Origin of the sequence: Micrococcus sp. FDAARGOS_333, assembly GCF_002206575.2 — a bacterium.
Lineage (GTDB): Bacteria > Actinomycetota > Actinomycetes > Actinomycetales > Micrococcaceae > Micrococcus > Micrococcus lylae.
This window is the reverse complement of record NZ_NJFJ02000001.1, coordinates 1,863,129-1,886,372: the sequence shown is the minus strand read 5'-3', so window position 1 is coordinate 1,886,372 and position 23,244 is coordinate 1,863,129. Positions and strand designations below refer to the sequence as shown.

General features: G+C 72.8%; 21 protein-coding genes and 1 riboswitch. All 21 genes read left to right on the top strand.

What is annotated here, in order from left to right:
• The first annotated feature begins 64 nt into the window (after positions 1 to 64).
• The 21 genes from CEQ11_RS08385 (at position 65) to CEQ11_RS08285 (ending at position 22,904) form a co-directional block, all read left to right on the top strand.
• Positions 65 to 1,075: a shikimate dehydrogenase gene (locus CEQ11_RS08385; RefSeq protein ID WP_088478309.1), complete on the top strand. Its 1,011-nt coding sequence runs from the start codon at positions 65 to 67 to the stop codon at positions 1,073 to 1,075.
• 184 nt (positions 1,076 to 1,259) lie between these two features.
• Complete coding sequence (gene aroC / locus CEQ11_RS08380) at positions 1,260 to 2,492, top strand: chorismate synthase (protein WP_088478308.1); 1,233 nt, start codon at positions 1,260 to 1,262, stop codon at positions 2,490 to 2,492.
• Positions 2,489 to 3,118, top strand: a complete 630-nt coding sequence (locus tag CEQ11_RS08375; protein WP_227718812.1) for a shikimate kinase — start codon at positions 2,489 to 2,491, stop codon at positions 3,116 to 3,118. Before aroC ends, CEQ11_RS08375 begins: the two co-directional genes overlap by 4 nt.
• 9 nt (positions 3,119 to 3,127) lie before the next feature.
• Positions 3,128 to 4,315: a 3-dehydroquinate synthase gene (aroB, locus tag CEQ11_RS08370; protein WP_088478307.1), complete on the top strand. Its 1,188-nt coding sequence runs from the start codon at positions 3,128 to 3,130 to the stop codon at positions 4,313 to 4,315.
• A 101-nt stretch (positions 4,316 to 4,416) separates the two neighbouring features.
• On the top strand, positions 4,417 to 4,980 hold the full coding sequence (efp, locus tag CEQ11_RS08365; protein WP_067189464.1) for an elongation factor P: 564 nt from the start codon (positions 4,417 to 4,419) through the stop codon (positions 4,978 to 4,980).
• A complete protein-coding gene (gene nusB / locus CEQ11_RS08360) occupies positions 4,973 to 5,416 on the top strand; it encodes a transcription antitermination factor NusB (protein WP_067189466.1) in 444 nt (147 codons plus the stop codon). The genes efp and nusB overlap by 8 nt, the downstream gene beginning before the upstream one ends.
• 182 nt (positions 5,417 to 5,598) lie before the next feature.
• A complete protein-coding gene (gene pyrR / locus CEQ11_RS08355) occupies positions 5,599 to 6,201 on the top strand; it encodes a bifunctional pyr operon transcriptional regulator/uracil phosphoribosyltransferase PyrR (RefSeq protein WP_088478306.1) in 603 nt (200 codons plus the stop codon).
• Between the two features lie 3 nt (positions 6,202 to 6,204).
• Positions 6,205 to 7,182, top strand: a complete 978-nt coding sequence (locus CEQ11_RS08350; RefSeq protein WP_088478305.1) for an aspartate carbamoyltransferase catalytic subunit — start codon at positions 6,205 to 6,207, stop codon at positions 7,180 to 7,182.
• A 2-nt stretch (positions 7,183 to 7,184) separates the two neighbouring features.
• Positions 7,185 to 8,546 (top strand): dihydroorotase, encoded by a 1,362-nt coding sequence (locus CEQ11_RS08345; RefSeq protein WP_067189472.1) that lies wholly within the window; start codon positions 7,185 to 7,187, stop codon positions 8,544 to 8,546.
• The gene (locus tag CEQ11_RS08340) at positions 8,543 to 9,178 is read left to right on the top strand and encodes a hypothetical protein (RefSeq protein WP_227718811.1); all 636 of its coding nucleotides are present in this window, start codon (positions 8,543 to 8,545) and stop codon (positions 9,176 to 9,178) included. Before CEQ11_RS08345 ends, CEQ11_RS08340 begins: the two co-directional genes overlap by 4 nt.
• The gene (carA, locus tag CEQ11_RS08335) at positions 9,175 to 10,359 is read left to right on the top strand and encodes a glutamine-hydrolyzing carbamoyl-phosphate synthase small subunit (protein WP_088478304.1); all 1,185 of its coding nucleotides are present in this window, start codon (positions 9,175 to 9,177) and stop codon (positions 10,357 to 10,359) included. Before CEQ11_RS08340 ends, carA begins: the two co-directional genes overlap by 4 nt.
• A gap of 3 nt (positions 10,360 to 10,362) precedes the next feature.
• Positions 10,363 to 13,689, top strand: coding sequence for a carbamoyl-phosphate synthase large subunit (gene carB, locus CEQ11_RS08330; RefSeq protein ID WP_088478303.1), 3,327 nt, complete (start codon positions 10,363 to 10,365; stop codon positions 13,687 to 13,689).
• Positions 13,686 to 14,651: an orotidine-5'-phosphate decarboxylase gene (gene pyrF / locus CEQ11_RS08325; protein WP_102957511.1), complete on the top strand. Its 966-nt coding sequence runs from the start codon at positions 13,686 to 13,688 to the stop codon at positions 14,649 to 14,651. Before carB ends, pyrF begins: the two co-directional genes overlap by 4 nt.
• 144 nt (positions 14,652 to 14,795) lie before the next feature.
• The gene (gene mihF, locus CEQ11_RS08320) at positions 14,796 to 15,110 is read left to right on the top strand and encodes an integration host factor, actinobacterial type (RefSeq protein ID WP_088478302.1); all 315 of its coding nucleotides are present in this window, start codon (positions 14,796 to 14,798) and stop codon (positions 15,108 to 15,110) included.
• 95 nt (positions 15,111 to 15,205) lie between these two features.
• Positions 15,206 to 15,823: a guanylate kinase gene (gene gmk, locus CEQ11_RS08315; RefSeq protein WP_088478987.1), complete on the top strand. Its 618-nt coding sequence runs from the start codon at positions 15,206 to 15,208 to the stop codon at positions 15,821 to 15,823.
• A gap of 89 nt (positions 15,824 to 15,912) precedes the next feature.
• A complete protein-coding gene (rpoZ, locus tag CEQ11_RS08310; RefSeq protein WP_088478301.1) occupies positions 15,913 to 16,296 on the top strand; it encodes a DNA-directed RNA polymerase subunit omega in 384 nt (127 codons plus the stop codon).
• Positions 16,297 to 16,300: 4 nt separating this feature from the next.
• Positions 16,301 to 17,644: a phosphopantothenate--cysteine ligase family flavoprotein gene (locus tag CEQ11_RS08305; RefSeq protein ID WP_088478300.1), complete on the top strand. Its 1,344-nt coding sequence runs from the start codon at positions 16,301 to 16,303 to the stop codon at positions 17,642 to 17,644.
• A gap of 31 nt (positions 17,645 to 17,675) precedes the next feature.
• Positions 17,676 to 18,932: a methionine adenosyltransferase gene (gene metK / locus CEQ11_RS08300; protein WP_087133383.1), complete on the top strand. Its 1,257-nt coding sequence runs from the start codon at positions 17,676 to 17,678 to the stop codon at positions 18,930 to 18,932.
• A 105-nt stretch (positions 18,933 to 19,037) separates the two neighbouring features.
• The gene (locus tag CEQ11_RS08295) at positions 19,038 to 21,128 is read left to right on the top strand and encodes a primosomal protein N' (protein ID WP_227718810.1); all 2,091 of its coding nucleotides are present in this window, start codon (positions 19,038 to 19,040) and stop codon (positions 21,126 to 21,128) included.
• Positions 21,129 to 21,236: 108 nt separating this feature from the next.
• Positions 21,237 to 22,244, top strand: coding sequence for an alpha/beta fold hydrolase (locus CEQ11_RS08290; protein WP_088478299.1), 1,008 nt, complete (start codon positions 21,237 to 21,239; stop codon positions 22,242 to 22,244).
• Positions 22,245 to 22,510: 266 nt separating this feature from the next.
• A riboswitch (guanidine-III (ykkC-III) riboswitch) is annotated at positions 22,511 to 22,580 on the top strand.
• 9 nt (positions 22,581 to 22,589) lie between these two features.
• Positions 22,590 to 22,904, top strand: coding sequence for a multidrug efflux SMR transporter (locus CEQ11_RS08285; RefSeq protein ID WP_067191604.1), 315 nt, complete (start codon positions 22,590 to 22,592; stop codon positions 22,902 to 22,904).
• Positions 22,905 to 23,244 lie beyond the last annotated feature (340 nt).

Below are 23,244 nucleotides of genomic sequence, written 5' to 3'. Positions count from 1 at the left end.
ACGCGCCCCGGCCCGCCTCCGACCGACGGGGACAGGACCGCAGGCGCTTGGGGGAGAGGACGCCATGCACCGCCACGCCGCCGTGATCGGCAGGCCGATCGACCACTCGCTGTCCCCACAGCTGCACCGTGCCGCCTACGCCCACCTGGGCCTGCCGATCGACTACGGGCGGCAGGACCTGGCGCCCGAGGAGCTCGACGGCTTCCTGGCCGCCTGCCGTGACGGGTACGTCGGCCTGTCCGTGACCATGCCGCACAAGCAGGCCGCGGCCGCCGCCGCGACGAGCCGGTCGGCGCGGGTGCAGCTGCTCGGCGCGGCGAACACGCTGGTGTGGGGGCATCCGGAGCACCGGCACCACGGCCTCGGCGATACCGACAGGGGGAGCGGGAACGGAGCCGCGCACCAGGCCGACGAGGTGGGCCCCTGGGCCCACAACACCGACGTCGAGGGGATCGTGGGCGCCCTGCGCTTCGCCGGCCTGCGCCCGCTGACCGGCGCAGAGACGGTCGGCGTCGTCGGCAACGGCGGCACGGCCTCGGCCGCCGTGCTGGCCGCCTCCGTGCTGAAGGCCGGCCGGATCGACCTGTTCGTCCGCAGCGCCGAGCGTGCCGCGCCGCTGGTGGCGCTGGCGCGGGAGTGCGGGATGCAGGCACAGGTGCGCGGCCTGGACGAGCTGGCCGCGGCCGCGCCGGGCCTGGCCTCCGTGGTGTGCACGCTGCCGCCGAGGGCCGCCGACCCCCTGGCCGAGCAGCTGGCCTCGGCCCATCGTGACGGTGATGTCCCGGCAGCGGCGGACGGGACGGTCCGCGGCGACGCCGGGCTGCCGCCCCTGCTGGACGCGGCCTACGACCCGTGGCCCTCGGCGATCGCCTGCGCCTGGCAGGACGCCGGAGGCGCGGTGGTGTCCGGCGTGGAGATGCTGCTCTACCAGGCAGTCGAGCAGGTGCGCCTGTTCGCCGCGGCAGCGGTGGCCCAGGGCGCCGAGGCTGCCCTGCGCGAACGCGTGGAGCGGGCAGACTGGGCCGAGGTGACGGACGTGATGGCACGGGCCGTCGGCCTGCCGCCGCGCCACTGATCCGGGCGTGCCACTGCTCCAGGCGTGCCGAACCGGGAGCCGGAGTCGGCCCTGGCGACGGCCCCGGTCCTGGTGACGGCCCCCGGCCCAGAGGGGACCACATCCTGGACCGGCATGTTCGGAGAGTGGACATGCGCGGGGCGAGGGGCCGTCGTCGTGGAGCAGGCGTGAGAGACTGCCGGGCATGGTGCGTTGGCTGACCGCGGGTGAATCGCATGGACCCGCCCTGACCGGAATCATCGAAGGGCTGCCCGCAGGCGTCCCCCTGACCACGAAGGACGTCCAGGACGCCCTCGCGCGGCGACGCCTCGGCTATGGGCGCGGCGCACGCATGACGTTCGAGCAGGACGAGGTGACGCTGCTCGGCGGCGTCCGCCACGGCCTCACCCTCGGCTCCCCGGTCGCGATCCAGGTGGGCAACACCGAGTGGCCCAAGTGGGAGAAGGTCATGTCCGCCGACCCGGTGGACGAGTCCGACCTGGAGGGCCTCGCCCGCGCTGCGAAGCTCACCCGCCCGCGCCCCGGCCATGCCGACCTCACCGGCATGCAGAAGTACGGCTTCGACGAGGCCCGTCCGCTGCTCGAGCGGGCCTCGGCCCGCGAGACCGCCGCCCGCGTCGCCCTCGGCACCGCCGCCCGGAGCCTGCTCGCCGAGCTCGGGGTGCGGATCGTGTCCCACACTGTCGCCTTCGGTGGGGTGAGCCTGCCGGCCGGCGCCGACGTCCCGCTCCCCGAGGACGAAGCCCGTCTGGACGAGGATCCGGTGCGCTGCACCGACCCGGAGACCTCCGCAGCGATGGTCGCCGAGGTCGACGCGGCCCGCAAGGAGGGCGAGACCCTCGGCGGCGTGGTCGAGGTGCTCGCCTACGGTGCCCCCATCGGCCTCGGCTCCCACGTGCACTGGGACCGCCGCCTCGACGCGCGTCTGGCCGGCGCCCTCATGGGGATCCAGGCCATCAAGGGCGTGGAGGTCGGTGACGGCTTCGACACGGCTGCCCGGCGCGGCAGCGACGCCCACGACGCCATCGTCCGCGGCGCGGACGGCCGGCCCCGCCGCGCCACCGACCGTGCCGGGGGCATCGAGGCCGGCATGTCCACCGGCGAGGTGCTGCGCGTGCGCGCCGCCATGAAGCCGATCGCCACCGTCCCGCGCGCCCTGGGCACCGTGGACGTGGCCACCGGGGAGGACACCACCGCCCACCACCAGCGCTCCGACGTGGCCGCCGTGCCCGCCGCGGGCATCGTCGCCGAGGCCATGGTGGCCCTTGTCCTGGCCGACGCCGTGATGGAGAAGTTCGGCGGCGACTCGCTGCCGGAGACCAGGCGGAACCTCGAGGCCTTCACCGCCTCGCTCACCCCGCTGCCGGAGCCGACCGGCGAGGCGTCCCACACCCCCATGGGGGACCCGCTGCCGTGAGCCCGACCACCCCCGGCGGCCAGGCCTGGCGCCGGACGGTGCAGGCCGTCGAACGCGAGCTCGAGCGGCTCCGCGTGCCCTCGGCCTGGCTCTGGCGCTGGCGGCTGCGGCGGCGGATCGTGCTGGTCGGCCCCATGGGATGCGGCAAGTCCACCGTCGGCCGGGAGCTGGCGCGGCTCGTGGGGTGTGCGCACCTGGACGCGGACGCCGTCTTCACCCAGGCGCACGGGCCCATCCCGGAGTTCTTCGTCGAGCACGGCGAACCCGCCTTCCGCCGTGCCGAGGAGCAGGTCATGGAGCACCTGCTCAGCCGCCACCGTCCGTTCGTGCTCTCCTGCGGCGGGGGCGCGGTGCTCAGCGCCGCCACCCGGCGGCGCCTGAAGGAGTCGGACGACCACGTGGTCCACCTGGACGTGGCCCCGTCCGACGCCCTGCGCAGGGTGCGCGGCGGCCATGGCCGTCCGGCGCTCAAGGGCGACCCGAAGGGGAACTGGGAGCGGCTGCGCAACGAGCGCGACCACCTCTACCGCGAGGTCGCGGACGTGACCATCGACACCACGGGCCTGAGCTCCCAGGACGTCGCCTGGCGTATCGTGGAGTCGGTCCGCCGCCGAAACAAGGAGTGACCGACGCCGATGACCGAACGCCCCCAGGAGCACGAGCAGACCCGCGCCGACGCGGTCTCCGCCGACCCGACCGACCCGGTGGGCGCCCCCGACCCGGGGACCGGCGACGCCACGGTCATCCCCGTCTCCGGAGGCGCCGCAGCCGCTGCCCGTGGAGGCTACGACGTGGTCGTCGGCCGCGGCCTGCTCGGCCGCCTGCCCGCCATGCTGGGCCCCCACGTCCAGCGGGTGCTGATCATCCACCCCCGCGCCCTGCGCGCCACCGGCGACGTGGTCAAGAACGACCTCGAGGCCGCGGGCCTCACCGCCCTCACCGCAGAGATCCCGGACGCCGAGGAGGGCAAGCACCTCCAGGTCGCAGGCTTCTGCTGGACGGTCCTGGGCCAGAACAACTTCACCCGCTCGGACGCGATCGTCTCCGTGGGCGGCGGAGCCGTCTCCGACCTGGCCGGCTTCGTGGCCGCCACCTGGCTGCGCGGTGTGCGCGTGGTGCACATGCCGACCACCCTGCTCGGCATGGTCGACGCCGCCGTGGGAGGCAAGACCGGCATCAACACGGCCGAGGGCAAGAACCTCGTGGGCTCCTTCCACCCGCCGGCCGGCGTGCTCGCGGACCTGGACACCCTGCTGACCCTGCCGGCCAACGAGCTGATCTCCGGCCTCGCCGAGGTGGTCAAGTGCGGCTTCATCGCAGACCCGACCATCCTCGAGCTCATCGAGGCCGACCCGGAGAAGGCGCAGAACCCCCACTCCGCCGTCCTGCGGGAGCTCATCGAGCGTGCGATCGCCGTCAAGGCCCAGATCGTCACCGACGACCTCAAGGAGACCGGCCGCCGCGAGGCCCTCAACTACGGCCACACCTTGGCACACGCCATCGAGCTGGCCGAGCGCTATCAGTGGCGCCACGGGGCCGCCGTGTCCGTGGGCCTGGTCTTCGCCGCCGAGCTCGCCCGCTCCCTGGGCCGCATCGACGACGCGACCGCGGACCGCCACTGGTCCGTGCTCCAGTCCCTCGGCCTGCCGGTGTCCTACCGCGGCGACCGCTGGCAGACCCTCCTCGAGGGCATCCAGCGCGACAAGAAGAACCGCGGAGACCGGCTGCGCTTCGTCCTGCTGGACGGCATCGGCCAGCCGGCCACCGTGGATGTCCCGGACGCCTCGCTGCTGTTCGCGGCCTACCAGGAGATCGCCGAGTGATCCCGGGCCTGCCGTAGACTGGCGGGCGCACATCCGACAAGAAACCGTATCCACTCGCGCGTGCGCTCACCGCCGCGCGTCACGACCGTGGGAGAGAGAACGTGGCAAGCACCAGCGACATCAAGAACGGCGCCGTCCTCAAGCTCGAGGGCCAGCTCTGGAACGTCATCGAGTTCCAGCACGTCAAGCCGGGCAAGGGCGGCGCGTTCGTGCGCACCAAGCTGAAGAACATCACCACCGGCAAGACCGTGGACAAGACGTTCAACGCCGGCGCCAAGGTCGAGCTCGCCACCGTGGACCGCTCGGACTACGAGTACCTGTACCAGGACGGCGAGGACTACGTCTTCATGGACGTGAAGACCTACGACCAGATCCCGGTCTCCGAGGCCGTCGTGGGCGACGCCGCCAAGTACCTCCTCGAGAACGCCAAGGTCACCATCGCCATGAACGAGGGCAGCCCGCTGTACCTCGAGATGCCGGCCTCCGTGGTCCTGGAGATCACCTACACCGAGCCGGGCCTGCAGGGCGACCGCTCCAACGCCGGCACCAAGCCCGCCACCGTGGAGACCGGCGCCGAGGTCCAGGTCCCGCTGTTCGTGGAGCAGGGCACCAAGATCAAGGTCGACACCCGCACCGGCGACTACCTGGGCCGCGTCAATGACTGAGTCCGCCTCCTCCGCCAGGCGCGGCGGGACGGCGCGCAGCCGGTCCCGCCTGCGCGCCGTCGAGATCCTCTTCGAGGCGGAGCAGCGCGGCACGACCCCGGACGAGGGCATCCGTGCCCGCGTCGACCACACCGACCTGCGCGTCAACGCGTACGCCCAGCAGGTGATCGACGGCGTGATCACCGAGCAGGAGCGCCTCGACGAGGCACTGACCTCCTACTCGCGCGGCTGGTCCCTGGACCGCATGCCCGCCGTCGACCGCGTGATCCTGCGCGTCGGGGCATGGGAACTGCTGTTCAACGACGAGGTCCCGGACGGCGTCGCCGTCGCCGAGGCCGTCACCCTCGCCCAGCAGCTGTCCACCGACGAGTCCCCGGAGTTCGTCAACGGCCTCCTCGGCCGGCTCCAGCAGGTCAAGCCGACCCTGCTCGCCTGAGACGCACCCCACACGCCCGAGGGTCCGGAGCCTGTCACAGAGCAGGTCTGCGGGCCCTCGGTGTTGGTAGGGTGGGAACCGCGCGCTACGGCCTGTGGGCCGAGCGGCCCGCGCGCCCGGCAGACCGGGCACGATCGCATCCTTTAACGTCCGTCCCGTGAGGCGGGGAAGGAGGCGCCGGCATGGGAGCAGATCCCACCGCACCTCGCTCTGACCGAGCCCGAGCCGCCCGGACCGTGCTGTCCGGAGCGGACATCCAGCGCGTGCTCACGCGCATCGCCCACGAGATCCTGGAGTCCAACCGCGGCGCCCAGGACCTGATCCTGTTGGGCATCCCCAGCCGTGGCGTGCCGCTGGCGCAGCGCCTCGGCGAGATCGTCGCCCGCATCGACCCGTCCTTCGACGCCGCCGCCTCCGTCGGCCAGCTCGACGTGACCCTCTACCGCGACGACCTGCGCCGCTCCACGTCCCGCACCCCTGCACCGACCCGGGTCCCCGACCGTGGCCTGGACGGCGCCGTCGTCGTGCTCGTCGACGACGTGCTGTTCTCCGGCCGCACCGTCCGTGCCGCCCTGGACGCCGTCGCCGACCTGGGCCGTCCCGCGGCCGTGCGCCTGGCCACCCTCGTGGACCGCGGCCACCGCGAGCTGCCCATCCGCGCCGACTTCGTGGGCAAGAACCTCCCGACCTCCACCGCCGAGCGCGTCCACGTGGTCCTGTCCGAGACGGATGGGACGGACGTCGAGGACGCCGTGGTCATCACCGACGCCGAGAGGGAGGCCTGAGCCGTGCGCCACCTGCTCTCCACCGTGGACCTCGGCCACGAGGACGCCCTGGCCATCCTGGACACCGCCGAGGAGATGGCGGCCGTCAACGAGCGCGAGGTCAAGAAGCTTCCGTCCCTGCGCGGCCGCACCGTGGTGAACCTCTTCCTCGAGAACTCCACCCGCACCCGCATCTCCTTCGAGGCCGCTGCCAAACGCCTCTCCGCGGACGTCATCAACTTCTCCGCGAAGGGCTCCTCGGTGTCCAAGGGCGAGTCCCTGAAGGACACCGTGCAGACCCTGGCCGCGATCGGCGCGGACGCGATCGTCATGCGCCACTGGTCCTCCGGCGCCGCCCAGCAGCTCGCCGAGTCCGGCTGGGTGGACGCCGCCGTGGTCAACGCCGGCGACGGCACCCACGCACATCCGACCCAGGCCCTCCTGGACGCCTTCACCCTGCGCCGCCGCCTCGCCGGCTCGCGCGGGGTGGACTCCACCGGCACGGACCTGACCGGCATGCGCGTGGTGATCGTGGGGGACATCCTCCACTCCCGCGTCGCCCGCTCCAACGTCTGGCTGCTGCACACCCTCGGCGCGGACGTGGTGGTCGCCGCCCCGCCGACCCTGCTTCCGGTGGGCGTGGGCAGCTGGCCCTGCCGTGTCACCTACTCCCTCGACGAGGCCCTCGCCGAGCGGCCGGACGCCGTCATGATGCTGCGCGTCCAGGCCGAGCGCATGGGCGGTGCCTTCTTCCCGTCCGCAGGGGAGTACACCCGCTCCTGGGGTCTGACGGCAGAGCGGTTCGCCCTGCTGGACTCCCGTGGCGGACAGGTGCTGCAGCAGCCCGTGGTGATGCACCCCGGCCCGATGAACCGGGGCCTGGAGATCTGCGACGCCGCCGCGGACTCGCCGCACAACACCGTCCTCGAGCAGGTGGCCAACGGCGTCTCCATCCGCATGGCCGTCCTGCACCTCGTCCTGAACAACGACCCGGAGGCCTGAGCATGACCGCCACCACCACCGACGCCCCCGTCCTGCTGCGCGGCGCCACCCTCCCGAACGGCGGGAGCGCCGATGTGCTCGTCGCCGACGGCCGCGTGGCCGCCGTGGACTCCTGCGCCGCCGACCAGTCCCGGGACGTCGAGACGATCGACTGCGCCGGCCTGGTCCTGCTGCCGGGCCTGGTCGACCTGCACACCCACCTGCGCCAGCCCGGCAAGGAGGACGCAGAGACCGTGGAGACCGGCACCCGCGCCGCCGCCATGGGCGGCTTCACCTCCGTCCACGCCATGGCGAACTCCACCCCGACCGCGGACACCGCCGGCGTGGTGGAACAGGTCTGGCGCCTCGGCCGCGCCTCCGGCTGGTGCGACGTGCACCCGGTCGGCGCCGTCACGGTCGGGCTCGCCGGCCAGTCCCTGGCCGACCTCGGTGCCATGGCCGACTCCCAGGCGAAGGTGCGCATGTTCTCCGACGACGGCATGTGCGTGCACGACGCCGTGCTCATGCGCCGCGCGCTCGAGTACGTGAAGGCCTTCGGCGGCTTCGTGGCACAGCACGCCCAGGAGCCGACGCTCACCGCCGGTGCCCAGATGAACGAGTCCGAGCTCTCCGGCGTCCTCGGCCTGGCCGGCTGGCCCGCCGTCGCCGAGGAGGCGATCATCGCCCGCGACGTGCTGCTCGCCCAGCATGTGGAGTCCCGTCTGCACATCTGCCATGTGTCCACGGCCGGCTCCGTGGAGATCATCCGCTGGGCCAAGGAGCGCGGCATCGACGTCACCGCCGAGGTCACCCCGCACCACCTGCTGCTCACCGAGGAGCTCGTCCGTTCCTACAACCCGGTGTTCAAGGTCAACCCGCCGCTACGCCGTGACGAGGACGTGCACGCCCTGCGGGCCGCGCTGGCGGACGGCACCATCGACACCGTGGGCACCGACCACGCCCCGCACACCGCCGAGACGAAGCAGTGCGAGTGGACCGTGGCGGCCATGGGCATGACCGGGCTCGAGACCGCCCTGCCCGTGGTGCAGGAGGCCATGGTGGAGACCGGCCTGATGGACTGGGCCGGCGTCGCCCGCGTCATGTCCGCGACCCCGGCGCGCATCGCCGGCCTGGAGGACCAGGGCAACGTGGAGGAGGACGGCACCCCGGTCGTCGGCTCCGTGGCCAACCTGCTCCTCTGGGACCCGGCCGTGCGCTGCGTCGTGGACCCCGCCACGCACACCACCAAGTCCCGCAACAGCCCCTATGAGGGCCGCGAACTGCCCGGCCGCACGGTGCACACCTTCTACCGCGGCCGCCGCGTGGTGGCCGACGGCGTCCTCGCGGAGCCGTTCCGCCACGCCCCGGTGGAGGAGGCCCGGTGAGCCCGACGACCCTCGCGGCCGGCCAGGCCGTGCTGCTGGCCTCGGGCGTGCGCCCCGTGCCGCCGGCCTCCCCGCTCAAGGACTACTCCGAGCACTACGTCTCGATCATCGCCTGGACCCTCGGGGTCATCGTCGTCCTGGTCGGACTGCTCCTGTGGGGGTGGACCGCACGCAAGCGCCGCCAGTCGGGCATCGCCGCTCCGGAAGCCGTGCCCGCCGCACTCTACGAGGTCGAGCCCGCCGCCGGAGCCCAGGGCATGTACGTGGGCACGGTGCTGGGTCAGGACCGCCTCGACCGCGTCGCCGCCCATGACCTCGGCATCCGCTCCGACGCGCGCCTGGAGGTGCACACCCTCGGAGAGCACGCCGGCGCTGTGGTGCTCCGCCCGCGGGTGGAGAACGTGTTCGTGCCCGCCGCCGCGCTCCGCGAGTGCGGCACCACCGGCGGCATGGTCGGCAAGTTCGTCGAACCGGACGGACTGGTCGCCTTCACCTGGGACCTCGGGGGCACCGAGGTCACCACCGCCTTCCGACCCCGCGACCCGCAGGACCGCCACGCCCTGCTGGACGCCCTGCAGACCATCATCGACCGCACCGCCACCACCGGTGCCGCACAGGAGGACGCCCGATGAGCCCCACCACCGACCCCGCGCTGCTCGTGCTCGAGGACGGCACAGTCCATCGCGGCCGCGCCTACGGCGCCCGCGGCGCCACCCTGGGAGAGGCCGTGTTCACCACCGGCATGACCGGTTACCAGGAGACCCTGACCGACCCGTCCTACGCCGGCCAGATCGTGGTGCAGACCGCACCGCACATCGGCAACACCGGCGTCAATGCGCAGGACAGGGAATCCCGAGCGATCTGGGTCGCCGGCTACGTCGTCCGCGACGCCGCCCGCCGCCCCTCGAACTGGCGCTCCGAGCGCTCCCTCGACGAGGAGCTGAAGGCACAGGGCATCGTCGGCATCCAGGACGTGGACACCCGCGCGATCACGCGCACCCTCCGGACCGAGGGCTCCATGAAGGCCGGCGTGTTCTCCGGCGAGCAGGCCGAGCGCCCGGTCGCCGAGCTGCTGGAACAGGTCCGCTCCCAGCCGTCCATGAAGGGCCAGTCCCTCGCCGAGACCGTCTCCGCGGCCGAGGCCTACGTCGTGTCCCCGGCCGAGCACGGCTGGGCCGGCGAGCCGGTCGCCCGCATCGCGGCCCTCGACCTCGGCATGAAGGCCGCCACGCCGCGCCACCTCGCCGCCCGGGGCGTCGAGGTGCACGTGCTGCCGGCCACCGCCGACTTCGCGGCCATCCAGGCCGTGGACCCGGACGGGGTGTTCCTCTCGAACGGTCCGGGTGACCCGGCCACCGCGGACCGGCAGGTTCAGACACTCCGCGAGGTCCTGGACGCCGGCCTGCCGTTCTTCGGCATCTGCTTCGGCAACCAGATCTTCGGCCGCGCCCTGGGCTTCGGCACCTACAAGCTGCCGTTCGGCCACCGCGGCCCGAACCAGCCGGTCATGGTCAAGGAGACCGGCCGCGTCGAGATCACCTCCCAGAACCACGGCTTCGCCGTGGACGCCCCGCGCGGCGAGGCCGTCGAGGCGCCCGAATCCCGCTACGGCCGCGTGGAGGTCTCCCACTGGTCGCTCAACGACGACGTCGTGGAGGGGCTGCGCCTGCTGGACCGCCCGGCCTTCTCCGTCCAGTTCCACCCCGAGGCCACCGCCGGTCCGCGCGACTCGCTCGGCCTGTTCGACCGCTTCGTCGCCCTGCTCACCGAGCACCGCGACTCCCGTTCCGCCCGCACCGCCGAAGGAGCCTGACCCATGCCCAAGCGCACCGACCTGAACTCCGTCCTGGTCATCGGCTCCGGACCGATCGTCATCGGCCAGGCGGCAGAGTTCGACTACTCCGGCACCCAGGCCATCCGCGTGCTCAAGGAGGAGGGCGTCCGCGTCGTCCTCGTGAACTCGAACCCGGCGACGATCATGACCGACCCGGAGCTGGCCGACGCCACCTACGTCGAGCCGATCACCCCGGAGGTGGTCGCGAAGATCATCGAGAAGGAGCGCCCGGACGCGGTGCTGCCGACCCTCGGCGGGCAGACCGCCCTCAACACGGCCATCGCCCTGGACAAGGACGGCGTGCTGGAGAAGTTCGGCGTCGAACTCATCGGCGCGAACATCGACGCCATCGAACTGGGCGAGAACCGCGAGAAGTTCAAGGGCGTGGTGGAGCGCTCCGGGGGCGAGTCCGCCCGCTCCGCGATCGTCCACACCATGGACGAGGCCCTTCAGGCCGTGAAGGAGCTCGGCTACCCGGTGGTGGTCCGCCCGTCCTTCACCATGGGCGGCCTCGGCTCCGGCATGGCCTACGACGAGGCCGACCTGCACCGGATCTGCGGCGCAGGCCTGCAGTACTCGCCGACCTCCGAGGTGCTCCTGGAGGAGTCCATCCTCGGCTGGAAGGAGTACGAGCTCGAGATGATGCGCGACCGCAACGACAACGTCGTGGTGGTCTGCTCCATCGAGAACGTGGACCCGGTGGGCGTGCACACCGGCGACTCCATCACCGTCGCCCCGGCGATGACCCTGACCGACCGCGAATACCAGAGGCTCCGCGACATCGCGATCAACGTGATCCGCGAGGTCGGGGTGGACACCGGCGGCTGCAACATCCAGTTCGCGGTGAACCCGGAGGACGGCCGCGTGGTGGTCATCGAGATGAACCCGCGCGTCTCCCGCTCGTCCGCCCTGGCCTCGAAGGCGACCGGCTTCGCGATCGCCAAGATCGCCACGAAGCTCGCCCTGGGCTACACCATGGACGAGATCCCGAACGACATCACCCGCAAGACCCCGGCCTCCTTCGAACCCGTGCTCGACTACGTGGTGGTGAAGGTTCCGCGCTTCGCGTTCGAGAAGTTCCCGGCCGCGGATCCGACCCTGACCACCACCATGAAGTCGGTGGGCGAGGCCATGGCGATCGGCCGCAACTTCACCGAGGCCCTGCAGAAGGCGCTGCGCTCCCTGGAGCAGAAGGGCACCGAGCTGTCGTTCGATCAGGAGGCGGACCCGCACGCCCTGCTGGGCGCCGCCCGCACCGCGACCACCGAGCGCCTGGCCCAGACCCAGCAGGCCCTCTACGCCGGGGCCACCCTGGAGCAGGCGTTCGAGGCCACCGCGATCGATCCGTGGTTCCTGGACCAGTTCATGCTGATCAACGAGATCGCGGACGAGGTCCGCACGGCCGACCAGCTCACCGCGGAGCTGCTGCACCGCGCCAAGCGCCACGGCTTCTCCGACGCCCAGATCGGTCAGCTGCGGCACATGGACCCGGCCGTGGTCCGCGGCGTCCGCCACGCCCTCGGCGTCCGCCCGGTCTACAAGACCGTGGACACCTGCGCCGCCGAGTTCGAGGCCTTCACCCCGTACCGGTACTCCAGCTACGACCTCGAGACCGAGGTGGAGCCCCACGAGTCGAAGTCCGTGATCATCCTCGGCTCCGGTCCGAACCGGATCGGCCAGGGCATCGAGTTCGACTACTCCTGCGTGCACGCCACCATGGCCCTGCGGGAAGCCGGCTACGAGACCGTCATGGTCAACTGCAACCCGGAGACGGTGTCCACGGACTACGACATCTCGGACCGCCTGTACTTCGAGCCGCTCACCCTCGAGGACGTCCTCGAGGTCATCGCGGCCGAGGAGGCCTCCGGCGGCGTGCTGGGCGTCTTCGTGCAGCTCGGCGGCCAGACCCCGCTGAAGCTGGCCCAGGAGCTCGCGGACGCCGGCGTGCCGATCCTCGGCACCTCGCCGGAGGCGATCGACCTGGCCGAGCACCGCGGCGAGTTCGCCCGCGTGCTGGACAACGCGGGTCTGATCGCCCCGAAGAACGGCACCGCCGTGTCCTTCGAGGACGCCAAGCGCGTGGCCGACGCGATCGGCTACCCGGTCCTGGTGCGCCCGTCCTACGTGCTGGGCGGCCGTGGCATGGAGATCGTGTACACCGAGGAGGCGCTGGCCTCCTACGTGGAGCACGCCACCGAGATCACCCCGGACCAGCCGATGCTGGTGGACCGCTTCCTCGAGGACGCGATCGAGATCGACGTGGACGCCCTCTACGACGGCAGCGAGCTGTACCTCGGCGGCATCATGGAGCACATCGAGGAGGCCGGCATCCACTCCGGCGACTCCGCCTGCGTGCTCCCGCCGGTGACCCTCGGCCCGGACGTGCTGGATCGCGTGCGCACCGCCACGGAGCAGATCGCCGCCGGCGTGGGCGTGCGCGGCCTGATCAACATCCAGTTCGCCCTCGCCTCGGATGTGCTGTACGTGATCGAGGCGAACCCGCGCGCCTCCCGCACCGTGCCGTTCGTCTCCAAGGCGACCGGCGTGCAGCTGGCCAAGGCGGCCGCGCTGATCGGCGTGGGCCGCACCATCGCCGATCTGCGCGCTGCCGGCGTGCTGCCGTCCCGCTACGACGGCGGCACCCTGCCGATCGGCGCGCCCGTGGCGGTCAAGGAGGCCGTGCTGCCGTTCACCCGCTTCCGCACCGCGGAGGGCCGCGTGGTCGACTCGCTGCTGGGCCCGGAGATGCGCTCGACGGGCGAGGTCATGGGCATCGACAAGCACTTCGACACCGCGTTCGCCAAGTCCCAGTCCGCCGCCGGCGGCCCGCTGCCCACCTCGGGGCGCGTGTTCGTGTCGGTCGCGAATCGGGACAAGCGCACCCTCGTGGGCCAGGCCAAGCGCCTCGTCGACCTCGGCTTCCAGGTGGTCTCCACCGGCGGCACCGCCGAGGTGCTGCGGCGCAACGGCATCCCCGCGGAGGTCGTGGCGAAGATCGCCGACGCCGGGCACGAGGACGGCGCGGGCACCGTGCTGGAGCAGCTGCACGCCGGCACCGTCGATCTCGTGCTGAACACGCCCTCCGGCGGCGACGCCCGCACCGACGGCTACGAGATCCGTGCCGCGGCCACCTCGCTCGGCGTGCCGGTGATCACGACCACGGCCGAGTTCGGGGCCTGCCTGCAGGCGATCGAGGCCCAGCGCCAGTTCGAGTGGTCCGTGACCTCCCTGCAGGAGCACGAGTCGCGTCTGCAGACCGCGCTGGACGATCAGGCCGGGGAGCGCGCCGCCGCAGAGGCTCGGGCATGACTGCGGAGGGGACCGCGCGCGTCGGCATCGCCGGGCGGGTCCCGTTCGGGGCCCGCCTGGCGGCGGCCATGGAGTCCGTCGGTCCGCTCTGCCTGGGCATCGACCCGCACCCGGGCCTGCTGAAGGACTGGGGGCTCGACGACACGGCGGCCGGCCTCGAGGCGTTCTCCCTGACCGCGTTGGAGGCTGCGGCCGGAGGCGGTTCCCCGCTGGTGGCCGCCCTGAAGCCGCAGGTGGCGCTCTACGAGCGCCACGGTTCTGCCGGCATGGCCGCGCTGGAACGGCTGCTCGCCGAGGCCCGGGAGGCCGGGATCCTCACTATTGCCGACGCCAAGCGCGGGGACATCGGCTCGACCATGGCCGGCTATGCCGCCGCCTGGCTCGCCGACGGCTCTGCGCTGGCCGCCGACGCTGTGACCCTGAGCCCGTTCCTGGGCTTCGAGTCGCTGCGTCCGGCCCTGGACCTGGCGGCGGAAACCGGCCGCGGCGTCTTCGTCCTGGCGCTCACCTCGAACCCGGAGGGCGCCTCCGTCCAGCACGTGGGGCACGACGACGGCTCGGCCGCCCCGTCTGCACCCCCCGCCTCGGCGGGCTCCCGGCCCGCAGAGGCCGCGCGGGGGGCCGCCGGCGGCAGCGTGGCGGCCCGGATCGTTGCCGCCGCGGCCGCGGAGAACGCGCTCAGGGCAGGCGAGGACCGTCTGGGCCCGGTCGGCCTGGTGGTCGGCGCGACGGTCGCGGACCGGGCCCGTGAGCTCGGCATCGACCTGTCCGCCGTGCGCGGTGCCCTGCTGGCACCGGGCTACGGGGCGCAGGGCGCGACGGCCGAGGGCATGCGCAGCGGCTTCGCCGACGCGTGGCCTGCCGTGCTGGCGACGAGCTCCCGGGGCATCCTGAGGGCCGGGCCGACCGTCGCCGGGCTGGCGGAGGCACTCCGCACGAACCTGTCTGACCTTCAGGGATGACATGCACAGGCCGTGGTGCGTGACGGTCCGTGTCCCCGGTGATACTTTTTCGCATCGACATCGGTCTGATGTCTGACCTGAACTACAGTGGCTCTCAGATTCCGCAAGAACCTGCCACAGCCACAGCATCGAGAGAGGTTTTCCATGGCACTGCGCGAACTCAGCGTGGAAGAGCGGGCCGAGGCCAGGCAGAAGGCGCTGCGTGCCCGTCAGCAGCGCGCGGAGCTGAAGAGCGATTTCGCTGCCGGCAGGGTCTCCCTGCAAGAGGTCTTCGCCCGGGCGGACGAGGACCCGGCCGTCGGACGCCTGCGCACGGTCGACCTGATCCAGGCCCTGCCGGGCGTCGGTGAGATCCGGGCCCGGCGAGTGATGGAGGTCTGCGGCATCTCCCCGGTGCGCCGCCTCAAGGGCGTCGGCCGTCGCCAGCGGGAGGCCCTCATCGCCTACATCGGCCGCTGAGCCGGACGCTCCCTCACCGTCGGGGCAGGGGAGCGGCAACCGCGGCGACCGGCCGCAACGCCACGAAGGAGCACACCGTGACCGAGAACCCCTCCATGGGCCCGCCGCCCGCCGTCCCGGGCGCACGGCCGAGCCGCAAGGATCCGCTGACCGGCCCCGGAGTGACCGTGCTGGCCGGCCCCACCGCCGTGGGCAAGGGCACCGTCTCCGCCTACATCCGGGACAACTACCCTCAGGTGTGGCTCTCGGTGTCCGCCACCACCCGTGACGCCCGGCCGGGCGAGGAGGAGGGCGTCCACTACTTCTTCGTCACGGCGGACGAGTTCGACGACCTCGTCGCGCGGGACCAGATGCTCGAGTGGGCGGTGGTCCACGGGGTGCACCGCTACGGCACCCGCCGGGACAGAGTGCAGGAGGCGGTGGACGCCGGCCGGCACGTGCTGCTGGAGATCGACCTCCAGGGCGCACGCCAGGTGCGGGAGGCGATGCCGGAGGCGACCTTCGTGTTCCTGTCCCCGCCGAGCTGGGACGAGCTGGTCAGACGCCTGACCGGCCGCGGCACGGAGTCGGCGGAGGAACAGCGCCGCCGCCTCGAAACCGCTAGACTGGAGCTCGCCGCCGAGCCGGAGTTCGACGCCGTCGTGGTCAACGACCGCGTCGAGAGCGCCGCCAAGGAGCTGGTCCGCCTGATGGGACTGGACCCGCGCGCCTGAGGGCCCCGCCCTGACAGGACCGCCCCGGCTCGCCCCGAAGACCCCATGCGCCCCGCGCGCATCCACGCCACGCAACGACTGGAGAATCCGTGACCGATCAGTACGCCGGCATCGTCAACCCGCCCCTCGACTCCCTGCTGGAGCGGGTCGACTCCAAGTACGCCCTGGTGCTCTTCGCTGCGAAGCGCGCCCGTCAGATCAACGCCTACTACTCCCAGCTGCACGAGGGCCTGTTCGAGTACGTCGGCCCGCTGGTGGACACCGAGCTGAACGAGAAGCCGCTCTCCATCGCCCTGCGCGAGATCGAGTCGGACCTGCTGGTCTCCCGCGAGGCCACCGAGGAGGCCGCCGCCGTGGACTTCGCCGCCGAGGAGTTCGGTGATTTCACCCTCCCCGGTGAGGAGGACCCGTTCGGCGCCGCCGAGGACCTCGAGTCCGCCGAGGAGTCCTCCAAGGACTCCGAGAACGCCTGATCCCATGCGGATCGTCCTCGGCGTCGGCGGTGGGATCGCCGCGTACAAGTCGGCCTCGCTGCTGCGCCTCATGACGGAGGCGGGACATGAGGTCACCGTGGTGCCCACCGTCCATGCCGAGGAGTTCGTCGGCCGCGCCACCTGGGAAGCGCTCTCCGGCCACCCGGTGAGCACGGACACCTTCGACGACGTCGACCAGGTCCGTCACGTCCGTCTCGGACGCGAGGTCGAGCTGGTCGTCGTCGCACCGGCCACCGCGGACCTGCTGGCACGCACCGCCGTCGGCATGGCACCGGACCTGCTGGGCAACGTGCTGCTGACCGCCACCTGCCCGGTCCTGGTGGCCCCGGCGATGCACACGGAGATGTGGCTGCACCCGGCCACCCAGGAGAACGTCGCCGTCCTGCGCCGCCGCGGCGTCACCGTGCTGGAACCGGCCGTCGGCCGGCTGACCGGCAAGGACTCCGGCCCCGGTCGCCTGCCCGAGCCCGAGGACATCTGGGCCGCAGCCCAGGCCCTCGCCGCGGACGCCCTGGCCTTATCCCGCGGCCGTGCCGTCACCCAGGAGGGCGCGACGACGGCACCGGCGTCCGCCACCTCCGTCGCAACGTCGGACCCCACCGTTCCCGACGCCCCAGGGTCCCTGGGCATCCCGGGAGACCGACCGTCGTCGGGACCCCTGAGCGGGCGTCGTGTGGTGATCACCGGCGGCGGCACCCGGGAACCGCTGGACCCGGTGCGCTACCTGGGCAACCGGTCCTCCGGCAAGCAGGCCGTGGCCATCGCCGAGCAGGCCCTCGCCGCCGGTGCCGACGTCACCCTGATCGCGGCCGCCATGACCGCACAGCCACCGGCCGGCGCCGAGGTCGTGGACGTGGAGTCCACGCAGGAGCTGCTCGAGGCCGTGCTGGAGCATGCCCCGGGCGCGGACGCGCTGGTCATGGCCGCCGCCGTGGCGGACTTCCGGCCGGTGGACGTCGCCGAGACCAAGATCAAGAAGGGCGAGGACGGCTCCTCGCCGACCCTCGTGCTGGAGCGCACCCCGGACGTGCTGGCCACCGCGGTGGCCGAGCGCGCCGCGGGCGCGGACATGCCGGGGCTGATCGTCGGCTTCGCCGCGGAGACCGGGGACGGCGAGTCCTCCGTGCTCGAGTACGCGCAGGCCAAGCTCGCCCGCAAGGGCTGCGAGATGCTCGTGGTGAACGACGTCGGCGCCGGCAGGGTCTTCGGCAGGGACGAGACCGAGGTGACCGTGCTCTTCGCCGACGGTCGCGAGCCGGTCTCCCGCGCGGGGGACAAGACGGATGCCGCACGGCTCGTCGTGGAGCAGATGACGCTCGCGCTCTAGCGTGTCCTCAGCGGACACTAGAATCGTCCGCATGACCGATTCGACCTCCACCACGTCTGCTCACGCCCCCTACCGCGGAGTCGGCGGCGGCGACCTGCGCCTGTTCACGTCCGAGTCTGTGACCGCCGGTCATCCGGACAAGATCTGCGACCAGATCTCAGACGCCATCCTGGACGCCCTGCTCGCGGCGGACCCGTCCGCCAAGGTCGCCGTGGAGACGCTGACCACCACGGGACTGGTGCAGGTGGCCGGAGAGGTCAACACCAGCGCCTACGTCGAGATCCCGCAGATCGTCCGCAAGACGATCCTGGACATCGGCTACGACTCCTCGGCCAACGGCTTCGACGGCGCCCAGTGCGGAGTCAACATCTCCATCGGCCAGCAGTCCTCGGATATCCACACCGGCGTCATGACCTCGCTTGAGACCCGAGAGTACGGCTCCGCGGACGCCGTGGACGTGCAGGGCGCCGGGGACCAGGGCATCATGTTCGGCTACGCCACCAACGAGACGCCGACGCTCATGCCGATGCCCATCTATCTGGCCCACCGGCTCTCCGCACGGCTGACCGAGGTGCGCACGATGGTGGACTCGCCCATGCCCTACCTGCTGCCGGACGGCAAGACGCAGGTGACCATCGGCTACGACGCGCACCACCGCCCGAAGACCATCGAGGCCGTCGTGGTCTCCACCCAGCACCATGACGTGGTGGACCAGCCGACCCTGCGCCGGGACGTGGAGCAGCACGTGGTGCGTCCGGTCATCGAGGCCGCGGGACTGGACGTCTCTGCGACCCGCATCATCATCAACCCCGGCGGCAAGTTCGTCATCGGCGGTCCCGTCGGCGACGCCGGCCTCACCGGCCGCAAGATCATCGTGGACACCTACGGCGGCATGGCACGCCACGGCGGCGGCGCCTTCTCCGGCAAGGACCCGTCCAAGGTGGACCGCTCCGCCGCCTACGCCATGCGCTGGGTGGCCAAGAACGTGGTGGCCGCAGGCCTGGCGGACCGCGCCGAGTTCCAGGTCGCCTACGCCATCGGATCCGCCCGCCCGGTGGGCCTCTACGTGGACACCTTCGGCACCAACACGGTCCCGGAGGCGACGATCATCGACGCCGTGAACGAGGTCTTCGACCTGCGCCCGCTGGCGATCGTGAACGAGCTGAACCTGCTGCGGCCGATCTACCGCAAGACCGCCACCAACGGCCACTTCGGCCGTGAGGACGCGGACTTCACCTGGGAGCGCCTGGACCGCGTGGACAGGCTGCGCGCCGCCGCCGGCCTCTGACGGGAGCCCGCCATCAGCGAGGCCCTGTTCGCCCTGCCCGACCCTCCGGAGCGCAGCGCGCTGCCGGAGTCCGCCGAGGGCTGGCCGCAGCTGCCGGTGGCGAAGGTGGTGCTGGACTCCGCCGTCCCGCACCTGGACAGGGAGTTCGACTACCTCGTGCCGCCGTCGCTGGACGAGGCGGCCGTGCCCGGTTCCAGGGTCACCGTCCGCTTCGGCGGCCGTGACCTCACCGGCTGGCTCATCGAGCGGGTCGAGGAGCCTGCCACCGGAGCCCAGCTCGTGCCGCTGCGCACCGTGGTGACGAAGGTCCCGCCGCTGACTCCACCGGTGCTCGCGCTGGCGAGGGCCGTGGCGGTGCGCCAGGCCGGCGTCCTCTCGGATGTTCTCCGCGTGGCCGTGCCGCCGCGTGTGGCCCAGGTGGAGAAGGAGTTCCTCGCCGAGCCGGAGCTGGATGCGCCGGTGGCGACGCGGGCGAAGGGTGAGGCCGATGTCGAGGCGGCCGACCCTGCCGAGGCGGCGGGGGAGAGCGGCGATGCCGTACACGAGGAGACGGCCGCGGCGGAGGCCGGTGCCGTCGTCGGGACGCCAGTGCTTTCGGCACTGGCCGGCGGGCATGCCTTCGTCTCCGCCGTCTGTGCCGGAGACGCCCCACGGGCGGCGGCTGTGCTGCCCTCCCGCGTGGGGGACTGGGACGAGGCGGCGGTGTTCGCGGACCTGGCGAAGACCGTGGCGGCCGCCGGACGCTCCGTGGTGCTGGTGGTCCCCGACCAACGCGACCTCACCCGGCTGTGCGCGGCGTTGGACGCGACGGTCGGCGAGCACGCCTACGCCCGGCTCACCGCCGAAGACGGCAACACGCCGCGGTATCGGGCGCACCTGCGTCTGCTGACCGGTCGGGCCCGGATCGCGGTGGGCACGCGGTCGGCGATCTGGGCGCCCGTGGAGGGCCTGGGGCTGATCGCGGTGTGGGACGAGGGCGACGACGCCCTGGCCGAGCCGCGTGCTCCCTATCAGCATGTGCGGGAGGTCGCCCTTCAGCGGGCGCGTCAGGAGGGGGCCGGTGTGCTGTTCGCCGGCCTCGGCCGGACCGCCGCCCTGCAGCGGCTCGTGGACGCCGGCTGGGTGCAGCACCTCGCGGTGGACCGCGCCGAGCAGCGTCGGCTGGCCCCGCGCGTGCTCTCCACCGCGGACTCGTGGGAGTCCGCCCGCGACCCGTTCGCCCGGAGGGCACGGCTGCCGCAGGCCGCCTGGCGGGCCGCGCGTGAGGCCCTGGACGGGCGGACCCCGGGCCCGGTGCTGGTGCAGGTCGCCCGGGCCGGCTTCATCCCGGCGCTGGTCTGCCAGCGGTGCCGCATGCCCGCCCGCTGCCGCCACTGCTCCGGGCCGCTGTCCTTCCGCGACCGCGCCGCCGCCCAGACCGGTGAGCTGTCCTGCCGCTGGTGCGGCGTGCGCGAGCGCGGCTTCCGCTGCCCGGAGTGCGGAACCCAGCAGGTGCGCGCAGGCTCCCGCGGCGTGGACCGCACCGCGGACGAGCTGGGCCGGGCCTTCCCCCAGGTGCCGGTGCTCTCGAGCTCCTCGGAGCACATCCTCACCGAGGTCGGGGACGATCCCGCCCTGGTGGTGGCGACCGTCGGGGCCGAGCCGGTGGCCCGCGGCGGCTATGCCGCGGCGCTGCTGCTGGACGGCGACTCCCAGCTCGCCCGTGAGGGCCTCGACGTGCCCGGCCGCGTGCTGTCCCGGTGGCTGGCGGCCGCCGCGCTGGTGCGTCCGGCGCAGGACGGGGGAGTGGCGGTGGTGACCGCCGACCACCCGGAGACCGTCGGCGCGCTGATCCGCTGGGACCCGGACGGCTTCGCCTCCCATCAGCTGCAGGAGCGGCGCGAACTCCACCTGCCGCCGGCCGGGCGACTGGCGGAGGTGACCGGCGAGGCCGCGGCGGTGGCCGAGTACCTGGAGCTGGTCGAGGAGGCCCGCCGCGAGGAGCTGCCGACCGGTGCGCACGCGCCGGAACCGCTGCCGTGGATCGGGCCGGTGCCCGAGGTCGCCGACGAGGCCCGGCATCGCGCCCTGCTGATCTTCCCGTGGTCCGCCGCCGAGGCCACCGTGCGCGTGCTCCGCAAGGCGAAGTCGGCGGCGTCCACGCGTGCCGAGCAGAAGCCGATCCGGCTCCGGCTCGACCCGGCCGGCATCCTCTGAGCCCGCGGAGGCCCACCGGCCGCACGGAAGCGGGCGACGCGGGAGCGGCCCCAGCGTCCGGCGAGGCGGGAGCCGGAGGAGGGTGCCGTCGTCGTTAGGCTGACGGGCATGCAGACCCACGGAGCCCGCCCGAGCGAGGCGCCCCCGGTGCGCCTGCGCGACCGCCTGTGTCCGCCGAGCGCCGGCGACCCGTCCCTGTTCACCGGGGCCGCGGTGCGCGAGCCGGTGCACCACACCGTGCAGGTCACCGACCCGACCAGCGGTTCCTGCCTGCCGGTGGCCGTGTTCGAGTACCTTCCCGAGGGCAGGACGACGGCACGCACCGTCGTGTTCGTGCACGGCTTCCGCGGGGACCACCACGGGCTCGCCCTGCTCGCCGACTGCCTGCCGGGCGATCGGATCCTCGCCGTCGACCTGCCGGGGTTCGGCGCATCCGCGGCGTTCCCGGCGGCCGAGCACAGTGTGGCCCACCACGCCGGTGCGGTGGCGGAGGCCGTCGATCAGCTTCAGGTGCCGGAGGACGCGGTGCTGCTCGGTCACTCCTACGGGTCGATCGTGGCGGCGCACCTGGCGGGCCAGGACCCGTGGCGGTGGTCCGCCCTGGTGCTGCTCAACCCGATCTCCGAGCCGGCGCTGTCCGCGAACGGCTCCGTGGTGGACCGGCTGACAGCCGGGGTGGCGCAGGGCTACTACGAGGTGGCCGCGAGACTGCCGGAGCGGCTCGGCGACGCGATCCTGCGGGCCCGGCCGATCACCTGGCTCACCACGCTGCTGATGTCCGAGACCGCGGACGTGCGCATCCTCGCCCACACCCACGACCAGCACCTGCGCCACTTCAGCCGGTTCGCCACCCGCGCCTCGCTGGCGCAGGCGTACCGGGCCAGCACCACCGGCTCCGTCGTGGACAGCGCGGACCGGCTCGCCCTGCCGGTGCTGCTCGTGGCGGGCACGGAGGACCCGATGGGCTCGCCCGCCTCCCAGCAGGCCCTGGCCGAGCGGATCGGTGCCGTGTCCCCGCGGGTGTCCCTGGCGATGCTGCCGGGCGTCGGGCACCTGCTGCACTACGAGAAGGCGCCGGAGTGCGCCGCGCTGCTCGAGGGGTTCCTGGCCGGCTGAGGCCGCCGGTCCGACGGGGGCCGTCCCCGCTACGCCGGCCCGCCTCGCCTCGCCGCCTCGTCTCACCGACTCGTCTCACCGCCTCGTCTCACCGACTCGTCTCACCGACTCGCCGACTGGTGAGGACTCACCGTCTGGAGCGCCGCCAGGTGGGCGAATGAGTGCGTGTCCTCACCAGTTGTCGTCGGGGGGTGCGGACCTCCCCGTTCCACCGGCGGTCGCCTCGGGCCGGGTTGCCCGCATCGGCCCTGCGTGCGACCCTCGATCTCGGCCCGCCGATCCGCGCGGGCCCCGGACGAGGGGTGCCGTACCCGGACAGCGACAAGACGGCCCAGAGGAGCAGACATGTCCTGGATCGTCCTCATCCTCTCCGGTGCGCTCGAAGCCGTCTGGGCCACCGCGCTGAGCAGGTCGGAGGGCTTCACCAGACTGGGCCCGTCGCTCGTCTTCCTCGTCGCGCTGATCGCGTCCATGGGCGGCCTCGCCTTCGCGCTGCGCGAGCTGCCGGTCGGCACCGCCTACGCGATCTGGGTGGGCATCGGCGCCGCGCTCACGGTCGTATACGCCATGTCCACCGGAGCCGAGCCCGTCTCCACGCTCAAGATCCTCTTCCTGCTGATGATCGTCGGCGGCGTGATCGGACTGAAACTCGCCCACTGAGCCCCTCGGGTGTCTGCCGCCGCCGGCGGGGCTGAGACCCGTCGAGTCAGGCCCGACGACGGGCCGGGCACCTGCCGGGACCGCCTCGCCTCCCCGATTCGTCGACTGGTGAGGACTCACCGTCTGATGCGCTGATACGTGGGCGGATGAGTGCGTGTCCTCACCAGTTGCCGTCGCCGGCGGGACCGAGACCCGTCGAGACAGGCCCGACGACGGCCGGGCACCCCGGTCTCGCGTCCGTCGTCGGGGGCGGGCTCAGGCGGGCAGAGTGCATGCGGACCTGAGCGGAGAGGCGAAACCGCTGGCCCGGACGCGTAGGATGGGCAGGCTTGACCCCTGA